This is a genomic window from Dokdonella sp., assembly GCF_019634815.1.
GTDB lineage: Bacteria > Pseudomonadota > Gammaproteobacteria > Xanthomonadales > Rhodanobacteraceae > Dokdonella_A.
In genome coordinates this window covers 117,542-128,751 of the sequence record NZ_JAHCAP010000003.1, presented here as the reverse complement: position 1 = coordinate 128,751, position 11,210 = coordinate 117,542, and the positions used below count along the sequence as shown (strand labels likewise).

Sequence of the window (11,210 nt, the reverse complement as noted above, 5' to 3'; positions counted from 1 at the left end):
GGAACAATCGACGTTGCCGCATTCGCCGCAAGACCTCGCGCTGAATGCTGAACGCTTGATGCCGATCAGCTGGCAGCTTCCCCGTCGGCCACGCCGCAAGGCGCGTCCGGCGGATCCCGATTCAGCCGATCGAACAGCCCGCCGCTGCGCTGCGCTTCGGTGCGCACCGCGGCTTCCAGCACCGCGCTGGTGCTCCAGATCTCCAGCGACTGCCGCGCGCGCGACATCGCGGTGTAGAGCAGTTGCCGCGAGAGGATGCGGTGCGTCGCGTCGGGCGGCAGCAGGACCGCAACCTGGGCGTATTCCGAGCCCTGACTCTTGTGGATCGTGAGCGCAAACGCACTCTCGTGCGCGGGCAGCGACTGCGGCAGGAAGCTGCGCGGCCCCGCCGCTTCGGCTTGGCCATTGCCATCGAACCAGACGCGCAGGTTCCCGGCGCGGTCGGCCAGACACATCCCGACGTCGCCATTGGCCAAGCCAGTACCTGCATCATTGCGCGTGATGATCACCGCGCGCCCCGCAAACCACGGTCCTTCGCTCGCAACATGCCAAGCCTTGCGCAACGAGGCTTCGATCCGCGCATTGACCGCGACCGTACCGAAGGCGGTTTCGCGCAGCGCGCAGAGCAACTGCCGACCCGCGAGCGCAGCGAGTGCGCTGCGCGCGCCGGCGAGATCCTGCGCATCGGCGAGTGCCGGTGGTCGCAACTGCAGCGCGAGCGCATCACTCCAGCGCTGCAAGCTCGCACGCAGCTTCGTCTCGTCATCCACACAGCGCCAGCGCGCCTTGCCTGCCGAATCGGCGAGCGCACTCGTGAGGCGCGCGGGATCGCCCACGCGCACCGCTTCGTTCACGGCCACCAGTTCGCGCTCGGCGCGAAAACTGTGGGTGAGGCGGACCAGATCGCCGCGCGGCTTCGCCTCGCAAGCAGCCACGAGATCGGCGAGCACCGAGCCGGTCGCCACCGATGACAACTGATCGGCGTCGCCGACGAGAATCAGACTCGCGCTCGGGCGCAGCGCGCCAAGCAGGTGCCGCAGCATGGCCAGATCGACCATCGAGGCTTCATCGACGACCACCACATCAGCCGCCAGCGGCGCATGCTCGCTCCGCGCAAAGGCATTGCGCCAGGGCTGATAGCCGAGCAGGCGATGCAGGGTGGTCGCGCGTTCCTCGGCGATGCGATCGAACCAGACTTGCCACGCACCCGAAAGACGCGCCGGCGCGTGTTCGCGCAGATCCTGCTTGCCGATGCGCAAGGCCTCGGCGAGCCGTCGCGCGGCCTTGCCGGTCGGCGCCGCAATCTGGATGGTCAGTGCTTGCGTGGCCTGCATCTGCAACATCAGCAGCATGCGCAGCACGGTGGTGGTCTTGCCGGTGCCCGGCCCACCGGTGAGCACGAACAGCGACTTGCCGGCCACGCTGCCGACCGCCGCGCGCTGCAGTGCGACAGCCTCATCGCGCTGGCCATGGAACAATGCGTCGATCGACGCCTGCAGGTCCGCCTCGGCAGCAGTCGACGCCGCGCGTCGCGCCAATACCTGCGCGGCGACCCCGACTTCGTTGGCATGGTTGCGCCACAGATAGAAGCGGCCGCACGCATCGAGCACGAACGGTCGCTGGCCCTCGCCGACGCGGCTGGCGACCAAGGGCGAAGCACGCAACTGCGCAAGCTCGGCAGCCGACAGCGCAACCCTGTCTCGCCGAGCGACATCAAGACGCAGCGCAGTATCGCCCTCGCCATCGGCCAGGCTCGCCCATGCTGCGCAGCGTGCGAGCAAGGCATCGCCTCCATGCGCGAGCACCCAGCGATACACCGCCTGATCGAGCGGGCGCCAGCTCGCCACCGCGCGCTCGCCTTCGCTGCGCTGAAAGCCCATCGCGTTCATGCCGGTTGCCCCTCAAGCCAAGCCCCGGCGAATACCGCATCGACCGCATCGAGCAGGCGATCATCGAATCGCCGCGCCCAGATGCCCGCTTGCGGCGCAAGACCGGCCGCGCGCACGAACAGATAAATCGTGTGGCCCAGATGCCGCGCACGCTGGTACTCGTGCAGCCGCTGACGCAGGTAGCGTTCGAGCGCGAGCGTGTACAGCAGCGCCTGGAACGGATAGTGGTGCTGGGCCATGATCGCTTCGATCCGCTGCGGCGCATAACCCGAAAGCAAGCGTCCATCGCCGGCGCGGTTGGTCTTGTAGTCGAGCACGTGGAAGCGCCCGCGATGTTCGAACACCAGGTCGATCTTGCCGTTCATCAGGCCATTGAGGTCGTGCTGCGAACCGCCGGGCACGAAATCGCAGACTTCATGCAGGCGCCGCAGCGAGACGGCATCGAGGCGGAAATCGAACTCCATCTCGGCCCGCAGCGCCTGTGCCGGCAGCGCGGCGAGCGTGAGCGTGTCATCGATGCCCGGCAACAACGCGGCATCGAGACTGCCCTGCAGGCGCGTCACCAAGTGCCTGACCACCTCGTCGGGCGCGCGATCATGCAAGTCCACACGCGCATCGCGCAGGCATTGACGCACCAGCGTCTGCTGCTCGCTCAAGGGCTGGCCGATGCGGCGGTGCTCGAAAATCGCATGCACGGCATTGCCGAAATCGGTGCCCGCGATCGGCGCGAGCCAGGCCAGGTCGGGATGTTCGACTTCACCGCCTTCGCCGTCAGCGGAATCATCCACATCGCTGTCCGCCATTGTTTCGAACTCATCGCTGGCTGCACGTTCCTCGCCCGCCCAAGCCGCACCTGCGCGCGCGAGCGCCGAAAAGCTCCAGCGATACTCCAATGGCACGCCCGCCGGCTCGAGTCGTAACGCAGACACTATCGGCGATGCCTCGACCGCGCGCGTCCATCCGCGCAGTTCGATCGGCCACGCGTCATCGTCCCAATCGACACCCGTGAGCTTGGGCGCCTTGCCCGCGCTCAGCACCCGCTCAAGCTGCGCATCCAGCGGCGCACGCTGCGGATCCGCGAGGGCGAACTTCCCGCCCTTCCGCGCCGACCGCGCCGGCGGCAGCGCGTAGACATGCACGGCATGGCGCGCGCGCGTGAGCGCAACGTAGAGCAGTCGATGGCGTTCCTCCTGATCCTGTTGCGCCTGTTGCGCCGCCGCTTCGGCATCGAAACGCATGACCCGTCCCTGCCCGCCTTGCTCATGCAGCACGGGGATCTCACTCCCGCGCGCGATGTTTGCCCACTGCAGCGGCAGCATCACCACGTTGAACTCCAGTCCCTTGCTCGCATGCAGGGTCATGAGCTGCACGCGTGCCGCGTCGGATTCGATGCGCAATTGCCGCTCGCCTGCGGCTTCCTCCCCGACCGCATCACCCGCGGACTGATCGGCGAGCCATTCCAGCAACAGGTCGCGCCCATGCAACTCGTGCGCCTGCATCTGCAGCAGCTCGCCCAATTGACGCAGATCGGTCAAGGCCCGCTCGCGCTCGCTCGCGGCGCACAGCCGCGCACCTGCGCGCCCGATCAGGGCAAGCACCACCGCGAGCACGCCCTGCTTCTGCCACATCGCATCGAGCTCGTGCGCGCGCGCGACTTCGCGTTGCCAGGCCGCATCATCCGTGGCGAGTGCGCGCAGACCTTGCCAGTCCAGGCCCCACAAGCGCGTCGCCAGCGCCGCCCGCAGCACGCCTTCATCGCGCGGATGCAGCAAGGCGTAGAGAACCACGCGCAGTTCAGTCACCCACGGCGATGCGAACACGTCCTCGCGTCCCGACGACACACACGGCACCTTGCACTGCGCAAGCAGCGTGCGCAGCGCGACGATATCGGCATGCCGCGGCAGCAGCACGGCGATATCGCCCGGCTGCACGAGCGCCGCGCCAATCCGGTGTCGCCCCGAGAGCAGCTCGACGATCTGCGCGGCGCAGGCCGCGAGCGCGAGCGCGCGGCGTTCGTCCTGGCTCTCGGGCGTGTCCGCAAGCGGCAGGACGTGCAGGTGCAACGGTGTGCGGCAGTCCTTGCCGGCGATCGTGTAGCGCGCATCGAGCCCGTGGGCGCTGACCGTCTCGTAACGGATTCCATGTTGATCGTTGCTGCTGAGTACCTCACCCGACGCCGCGTACCATGCATTGAGCGCGCCGACCAAGGCCTGCGACGAGCGGAAATTGACCGTGAGCTTGAGGATTTCTGTGGCGCTCTTTCCAGCGTCGAGATAGGCATCGATGTCGCCGCCACGGAAGCGATAGATCGCCTGTTTGGGATCGCCGATCATCAGCAGGTGCCCGCGCAGCTTGCGTTCGCTCGCGCGGTAGATGCGATCGAGGATGCCGTACTGCAGGCCATCGGTATCCTGGAACTCGTCGACCAGAGCCACCGGCCAACGTTGGCACAGCCGCTGGGCGAGAACGCTGTCCGCGCCCTGCAGTGCCTCATGCACGCGCGCAATCACCTCGTCGAAACTGAGTTGCGCGTTGCGTGCGAGTTGCGCGCGCAAGCGCTCGCCCAGCTTGGCCTGATAGCGCGTCAGAGCACGCAGGAACGGCAGGTCGGCGATGCAAGGCAACAGCCGGGCCGCTTCGCTGGCGATGTCGCGGATCGCTGGCCAACTTGCCTCCGCCGAATCATCAGGCTTGAGGAACTTGTCGAGCGGCTCGGCAATGAGCCTGGCCAATTCCTTGCCGAGTTTGCCTGCTGGCTCGACGTCAATCCCCTTGGCTTCGATGAAGTCTGCAAGCTCACGCAAGCGCGAAGCGAGCGCGGCATTGCTTCGCTGCCAAGGCGCGCTGCCGACCCAAGCACGGATCCGCTGCGCATTGCCCGCATCCATCAGCTTGGCGATTCGCTGCTCCGAAGGCGCCTCGATCTTCACGCCGGGCGCGAGCAACAGTTTCAGGTGGCTGTTGAGGCGCTTGCGCCCTTTGGCCCATGCCGCAGCATCTTCGTCATCCAGATCACCCGTCGATTGTTCGAGATGTCGCCAGAGGTCGTCGAACAGAACCCCGCGCAAGGCCGCGCCATCGACCATTTCCCTGATGCCGAAACCAACGCCGCACTCGAGCGGAAACTCATTGAGGATGCGCCGGCACACGGAGTGCAGGGTGCCGATCGGCGCAAGATCGAGTTCGGCCAAGGCGATTCGCAGGCGATTGCGGTCGGCGCGCACGCGGGTCTTGTCGATGACGCCCTGGGCGCGCCGCCAACGCCCATCGAGCCAAACCTGATCAGGCGTGCGCCCGGCATCCTCGTCCCGTGCGGCCGCATTCGCCTTGCCATCGCCTGCGAGCAGCGCATTGGCACACTGCAAGGCCCACTCGATGCGAGCACGAATGCGTCCACCCAATTCCTGCGCCGCCGCGTTGGTGAAGGTGGTGACGATGATCTGCTGCGGCGTGAACTCCTGTTCGAGCAGGATGCGCAGATACAGCATCGCGATCGTCCAGGTCTTGCCGGTGCCCGCGCTGGCCTCGACCAGACTGCGACCAGCGGGCGCGAGCGTCAGCTGCGCCCATGAGGCCGCAATTGCAGGCTTCAGCGCCTTGCCACTCATGCGCCTTCTCCCTCGTCCGCGAGCGAGATCAAGCTTTCAAGGTGTTGCGCATGGGCCTGCAGTTCGCGCCAGTCGGCGCCCTCGTCGAATTCACGATCACCCGCCAGCAGGCGTGCGTAACCGGGGGCGTAGTCGCGTTCACCCAGGCTGTACTCACCGCCGATCCACACCTGGCGCGCCGCTTCCATGTCGCCCGCGCGCGCGGCCCAGGAAGTGCGCGGGAAATACCAGAGCGGCGTTTCGAGCGCGGCGTTGCAGAAGGTGAGCAGGCCATCGATGCGGCGCTCGAGATCGGCACGCAGCGTCTTGCGCTCAGCGAGCTTGGCGCCCGTGAAACGATCGTCCCAGGCGTTGAAGCCTGCTTCGAAACCCTCACGCTCGCCACCGAGCAGAAGCGCGACACGCAGCGGCGCACGTCCGTCGGCAAGCTGCAAGCGCAACAGGCTCCAACGCAGGAACAGATCGATGCGGACGCGAAAATCCACGTCCGCTTCCGCGCGTCCGGTGATCCCGCCGCCGCGGGCTTTGCCTGGCTGCACTTCGAGCAACCAGTGCGTCTTGCCCTTGAGGTAGACCTGAGCCAGCTCGCCGCCGAGCAGCCAGGCACCGCGGCCCTGGCGCATCTGGATGCGACGATCGATCGGCACCGACTTCGCCGTGGGCAGGCCACCGGCAAACAGCGGATGGCCCGCGGACAGCGCCAGCAGATCCCGAATCTTCTCGCGCTCGCTCGCCCAGGCCGACTCACCGCCGCGCCCCGGCGGCAGCAGGCCGCGCAGACGCAAATCCGCGGGCGGCTCGACCTCTATCTCCTGCTGCCCCGCGCTCGCAAGTTCGAGGAAGCGCGAGCGCGCGACCTGATCGAGCGCATCGAAACGCGCATCGAGTGGCTCGCTCTCGCGCAGCCGTCCTTCATCGAGCGCATCCAGACGCAGGCCCAGACGCTCACGCAACACCTGCTGCGCCGGATTGCGGTAGTAAGCCAGCACCGAGGCGAGCGCGATCGGCGTATCCGCTTCCGGCGCCCTAGGCGTCGCTCGCCGGGCGCGCGGGGCGACGAAAGGCGCAGCATCACTGGCTGCCGCGCCCAGGACTTCGAGCATCGCCGCGCCAGCGCGGTTGAACGAAAACAAGGCTTCGTCGCTGCCATCGAAGTAGCGGCGATCGAAGGGTTGCAAGGGATGACGCACCCACCACGGCCGCTCGCCAGCGCCCTTGCCTGCGGCATCGAGTGCCGCAATCAATTCGGCGAGCGGCGCCGCGGGATTGCGCGGCTTGCCGTCGTGGACGCCCTCGCCCACGTGCGACAGGTGCAGGCGCCAGCGCGCCGACATCAGGGTTTCGAGAAACAGGTAACGATCGTCATTGCGCACATCGCGGTCGCCCAGGCGCGGATGCTTGGCCATCGGATCGAGCGTGCGGTCACGCTGCGCGCGCGGAAACTGGCCATCGTCGAGGCCGAGCACGGCGACTAGCTCGAAAGGAATCGCGCGTTGCGGCACCATGCCGCAGAAAGTCACCCCGCCAAGCAGGAAAGGTTGGCGCTCGGCGACGCCATCGAGCTGTTCCAGCAGAAGGTCGCGCACCAGCGCGAAATCGAGTTCGGGATCGAGCCCCGCATCGTCGGGTTCGGCGCCGAGCGTACGCAGCATTTCCTGCACCTGCGCAAGGGCCTCGCGCTCGCCCGCCTCACTGCGATCGATGCGCAGCATGCCTTCGATGCGTGCTTCGAGCCATTCGACCCAGGCGCTCGCGCGTCGCCGCCGCTGTGCACCCACACACCACTCGCGCAATTCGACCAGGAGCGCATCGAGCGCACCGAGCGCTTCGGCCTGTGGACCTTCGATGCCGGCCAGCGGCGCCACCGCATCGCCTTCGCGCAAGTGCACGATGCGAGCTTCGTCGCTGTGTCCGAGCACATAGCCCGCGAGCATGCGATCGAGCGCCCAGGCATGGGTGTGCTGGGCAATCGGCGGCACTTCAAAGCGCGCGCGAAACGCCCCATCGAGCGCCCACGCCGCACGGCTGTCCTGCAACCAGCGTTCGATCGTCTCGATATCGGACTCGCCCAGCCCGAAGCGCCGCGCCACCGGCTCGGCCGCAAGCAGGTCGGCCAGCTCCGGCGCGCTCAAGCGCGACTGCGGCAAGTCGAGCAGTCGGCGCAGCAAGGCAAACAGCGGGTGCGCAGCTGCCACCGCGACATCGGCCGCATGCCAGGGCAAGGGCCCCTCGTGGCGACCGGGTGCGCCGAACACGGCAGGCAAGAGCGGCAGATAGGCGTGGATGTCGGGCATCATCACCACGATCTGCGAAGGCTTGAGATCGGGGCGCGCACTGCGTGCATCGAGCAAGGCATCGCGCAACACCTCCAGCTCGCGCAGGCGCGTATGGCAGGCGTGGATGCGCAGTGAGGCATCGGCGCGCGGCGCTGCCGCGTACTCCCCGATCAAGCCCGTATCGAAACGGCGGATGCTCTCCTGCACGCCGGCGAGGCGGTCGCGTGGACGCGCATCGCCTTCATCCTCGAAATGTCGCGAGTCCACGCGCGCACCGATGTCGTCGAGCGCGAGCACGAAGTGCTGACCCATGCGGCCCCATGCGCCAAGCAAGGGATGGCCCTGATCGAGAAAGCGGCCTTCGGTATCGGCCGCATCCGGCGCCATCTCGACCTGCTCGCGCAATTGCGCGAGCGGCGTGCGCAAGCCGCCCCAATGCGCGCGACACGGATCGGGCACGTACAGGGCGACCATGCGCCGCTGCGCCACCGCCTTGAACACCGCAAGTTCCGCGGGCGCGAGTTGGGCAATCCCGAACACATGCAGCGGTTCGCGTGCCGCCTGATCACTGCGTCCCAGCGCACCCAGCAACTGCGCGATGCGTTCGCCGCGATGGGGCGCGCCGATCTCGCGTCGCAGCTCGCGCCACAAGGGCGCGAGCAAGCCCGCCTCGGCCGGCTTGACGCGGCCCGCGCTCCAATCGGCGAGCCAGTCGGGTCGATAGACCAGATATTGCGAGTACAAGCGCGCGAGACGGTCGGCCAGTTGGAAACTGCGTTGCTCGCGCGTGGCCGCGTCGCCATCGAGCCATGACGCAAGCTGCGCATCGTCGAGCGTGCGCAGCCGTGCATGGATGCGCCAGCGCAGCAGTTCCCGGCGATAGGGTCGCAGCGCGATGGCCTCCTCGCCGAGCACTTCGCGTGCGAGTCGATCGAGCCAGGAACTGGGCAATTCGATGCGCAGGTTCGCCGCAATCCCGCGCGGACCCGCCCGCCGCGCCAGCTCACGCCCGAGCCAGCGTCGCATGCCCGGATGCGCCGCGATCACCTCGTGCGGCGCCAGCACGTGCTGCGGCGGCGCCGCCTGCAACAGGCCGACCAGCGGATCGAGCAAGGCCTCGACCCGGCTTGCGCGGAACACGACGAGGCCGTTCGCCTCGTCCGCGAACCTTGCCCCCGCCTGCTCCCCTGTCTTGCCTCGTGCTGCCACGCGATCCCCGAGTCCCGTTTTGCGCGCCTGCGGGCGCCAGCCGAAGCTCGACGATAGCAGCGCGCGATCTCGCCAAGTGAGACAACCGTGCAACACCCTGCAATCGGCCAGGCAAAATGGCCGCACGAATTTGCAGCTGCCCCGTGCCAGGCGTCTGCACGGGTCGGGCAGACTACTCCGCAAGAAGGGGCAACCGCATGAGTGCGATTTTCCGAGTGATGCTGGGGCGCCGTAGCGCGCACGCGGCCGAATGTTTCCAGGGCGGGTTCATCGGGGCTGACTTCGATATCGGACAAGACTTGACGACCAAACTGCCCGACCAATGGCGGGACTTCAACGCCAAATTCATTCCGATATTCCTCGCTGGCCACCCCGACAAGACCCGAATCGGAGCCGGATTGGCATGCGGTGCGCTCTGGACGATCAGCAAGGGCATCCAGATCGGCGATATGGTGCTGTGCCCGGACGGCAGCGGAAACTACCGGGTCGGCGAAGTCATCGGCAACTACACCTATGCACCGGACCAAGTCCTGCCTCACCGCCGAAAGGTGCGCTGGCTCGACCGGCCCATTCCACGGGCTTCCATGAGCGAGGCGCTGCAGAATTCTTCTGGATCCATCGGCACTGTGTGCGATCTTTCGACCTACGCCGAGGAAATTCGCCGGCTCATGGGTGTGGACGCGACGCCCATGATCATTGCATCCGATCCCGTGATCGAAGACCCGGTCGCGTTCGCGATGGAAAAGCACCTCGAAGCTTTCCTGGTCGCGAACTGGGCGCAAACCGAACTCGCACGCGACTTTGCCATCTTCGAGGAAGACGGCGAGCCTGTCGGCCAGCAATACGCAACCGATGCCGGGCCGATCGACATTCTGGGAGTCAGCCACGATCGCAAGCGCCTACTGGTGGTTGAACTCAAGCGCGGTCGCGCGAGCGACGTGGTCGTGGGTCAGATCCTGCGCTACATGGGATACATCAAGGAGCAGGTGGCCGAACCCGGACAGTCCATCGAAGGCGCCATCATTGCACTGGAAAACGACCAGAAGCTCCGCTGGGCGCTCGCGGCCGTGCCAAACATCAAGTTCTATCGCTATCAGATAAGTTTCCGGCTGGTGCCGGGGTAATCCACGCGGTTTGTCGGCGAGACTCCATTGGAATCCAACTCCGTTCGCGGTACCGGTCGCGCGCAGCCCTTCGAAGGGACGCTCCGAGCGCCACGTACGCCCATGGACGATATGGCTTCGCCACCATAAGGCCTTTGAGTCTGGCTCAGGCGATATGACCGGCTTCGCAGGTGAAGATCAACCAGCGCCCACGCCCAAACTGGCGCAGCGCGCGGTCGAACGATGCGAAATCACCGCCGATGTGACCGTAGTGGCGAACCTCGCCGCCCGCGGTGGCGACCGCCAGCGCGCTTTCGATCGATTCCTTGTGGACATCCAAGCCGACGTACACGGTATGCTTGTTCATGGCCTGCCTGCGCGAATGAGCGTTGTTGCCTTGTGCCTACGGTGTGGCTCTGTGCGCCATGCGCACAATCCACGGTACCCCGGCGGCAGGCCGCCTGGATCAAGCCATTCTGTCTAGCCCGTATGAGACACAGTAGCTTCTACATGAAGGTTGCGGACGCCCTTGCCGGGTGCCAATTGCTTGAGCAAGAGCTAAGGCTATACATCGCGGCGGCTCATTCGGCCATACGAAGAAACCTGCCCGCCCATCTACCGTACCGAGTTCCCGACAAAGACTGTGCCGGAGACTCTCTGGGGCAGTTAATAAGCAAGTTCGAAAAGCTCAGCAATGACGACGAGCTCATCGCCGCACTCAAGGCGTTCAACAAGAAGCGCAATAAACTGGCCCATCGTGCGATTGCAAGCTGCATAAACCCGGACGGCGACCTGGACACACCACCAGCAGGCTTCATACCCGATGGCATGGATATGGATGAATGGCTATCTGAAATCAGAGTCGACGCAAATACCCTACAGAACAAAGTGCTTTCATCTGGCGTAGCTCTCGAGTTTGACCCCATCCAGAGTACGGGCTAGCAATTCTGTAGGGGACTCCCGTAAACCCCGCCGGACAGTGATCCTGGCGTCGAAGCACGAAGTTCGCTCGCCAACTCGCGGTTCGCACGCCTGGCATCCGAGACGTGGAGAGCGGTTGATAGCGCCGGCATCAAGCGCGGGGCCCGGTCAGACCCAAGCCACCACGCCGTGCACCGACCGGGC

Annotated in this window: 6 protein-coding genes; 2 read left to right on the top strand and 4 right to left on the bottom strand. The window is 66.3% G+C overall.

Features of this window, described 5'->3' with window-relative positions; translation table 11 throughout:
- Window positions 1–65: 65 nt before the first annotated feature.
- From recD to recC, 3 genes are read right to left on the bottom strand one after another with little or no spacing between them, the layout of a single operon-like run.
- A complete protein-coding gene (gene recD, locus KF759_RS02975; RefSeq protein WP_291222911.1) occupies window positions 66–1,889 on the bottom strand; it encodes an exodeoxyribonuclease V subunit alpha in 1,824 nt (607 codons plus the stop codon).
- Window positions 1,886–5,497, bottom strand: a complete 3,612-nt coding sequence (locus KF759_RS02970) for a UvrD-helicase domain-containing protein (protein ID WP_291222910.1) — start codon at window positions 5,495–5,497, stop codon at window positions 1,886–1,888. The genes recD and KF759_RS02970 overlap by 4 nt, the downstream gene beginning before the upstream one ends.
- Entirely contained in the window at window positions 5,494–8,913 is a 3,420-nt protein-coding gene (gene recC / locus KF759_RS02965; protein ID WP_291222909.1) for an exodeoxyribonuclease V subunit gamma, read from the bottom strand. Before recC ends, KF759_RS02970 begins: the two co-directional genes overlap by 4 nt.
- 266 nt (window positions 8,914–9,179) lie before the next feature.
- Between recC and KF759_RS02960 the strand changes: the two genes are divergently transcribed.
- Complete coding sequence (locus KF759_RS02960; protein WP_291222908.1) at window positions 9,180–10,106, top strand: endonuclease NucS domain-containing protein; 927 nt, start codon at window positions 9,180–9,182, stop codon at window positions 10,104–10,106.
- Window positions 10,107–10,251: 145 nt separating this feature from the next.
- Here the strand turns inward: KF759_RS02960 and KF759_RS02955 are convergent, their stop codons facing one another.
- Window positions 10,252–10,452, bottom strand: a complete 201-nt coding sequence (locus tag KF759_RS02955; protein WP_291222907.1) for a hypothetical protein — start codon at window positions 10,450–10,452, stop codon at window positions 10,252–10,254.
- A gap of 143 nt (window positions 10,453–10,595) precedes the next feature.
- Here KF759_RS02955 and KF759_RS02950 point away from each other — a divergent pair, with 143 nt between their 5' ends.
- On the top strand, window positions 10,596–11,027 hold the full coding sequence (locus KF759_RS02950; protein ID WP_291222906.1) for a hypothetical protein: 432 nt from the start codon (window positions 10,596–10,598) through the stop codon (window positions 11,025–11,027).
- Window positions 11,028–11,210: the final 183 nt, after the last annotated feature.

Coding starts and splice junctions, on each gene's coding strand:
- KF759_RS02960 (WP_291222908.1), top strand. CDS start 9,180: ATGAGTGCGATTTTCCGAGTGATGCTGGGGCGCCGTAGCGCGCACGCG.
- recD (WP_291222911.1), bottom strand. CDS start 1,889: ATGAACGCGATGGGCTTTCAGCGCAGCGAAGGCGAGCGCGCGGTGGCG.
- KF759_RS02950 (WP_291222906.1), top strand. CDS start 10,596: ATGAAGGTTGCGGACGCCCTTGCCGGGTGCCAATTGCTTGAGCAAGAG.
- KF759_RS02970 (WP_291222910.1), bottom strand. CDS start 5,497: ATGAGTGGCAAGGCGCTGAAGCCTGCAATTGCGGCCTCATGGGCGCAG.
- KF759_RS02955 (WP_291222907.1), bottom strand. CDS start 10,452: ATGAACAAGCATACCGTGTACGTCGGCTTGGATGTCCACAAGGAATCG.